Genomic DNA, 585 nt, shown 5'->3' on the forward strand with positions numbered 1-585 from the left:
TATTGGCTACAAACGTCGCTACTTTAAGTCATCCGTACCAGCATTGATTGCTGATAACCATTTACAGCAACAGTTTGTTGTATGTGAGCCTGATACTGCTTGGGTAGCAGATATCACCTATATAAAAACCTATGAGGGCTGGCTATATCTTGCTGTTGTCCTCGACTTGTTCTCACGCAAAATCATTGGTTGGTCGATGCAGCCCAACATGTCTAAAGATATTGTTATCAAAGCACTGCTAATGGCCGTTTGGCGTCGAAATCCTAAGCAAGAAGTTATTGTTCATAGTGATCAAGGTAGCCAATATGCAAGCTGTGATTATCGAGAATTTTTATCTGCAAATAATTTAGTTCCTAGCATGAGTCGAAGAGGCCATTGCTTAGATAACGCTGTTGCTGAGAGCTTTTTTCACTCACTTAAGACTGAGCGAGTTAAACGAAAAGTGTACGAAAACCGCAATGAAGCACGGGCTGACTTGTTTGATTACATTGAAATGTTCTACAATCGAAAACGATTGCATAGCCACCTTGGTCATGTGTCACCTGATGAGTATGAAAACCAGTTTTTAACTGGAAGCTAGAGGTC

At 40.9% G+C, this 585-nt stretch carries 1 protein-coding gene; it reads left to right on the plus strand.

Annotated features, from left to right (window positions below):
• Positions 1-580: IS3 family transposase (locus IE155_RS17910; RefSeq protein ID WP_189379705.1), on the plus strand; the 580-nt coding region annotated here is incomplete at its 5' end.
• Positions 581-585: the final 5 nt, after the last annotated feature.

Source organism: Thalassotalea profundi (assembly GCF_014653195.1).
GTDB lineage: Bacteria > Pseudomonadota > Gammaproteobacteria > Enterobacterales > Alteromonadaceae > Thalassotalea_B > Thalassotalea_B profundi.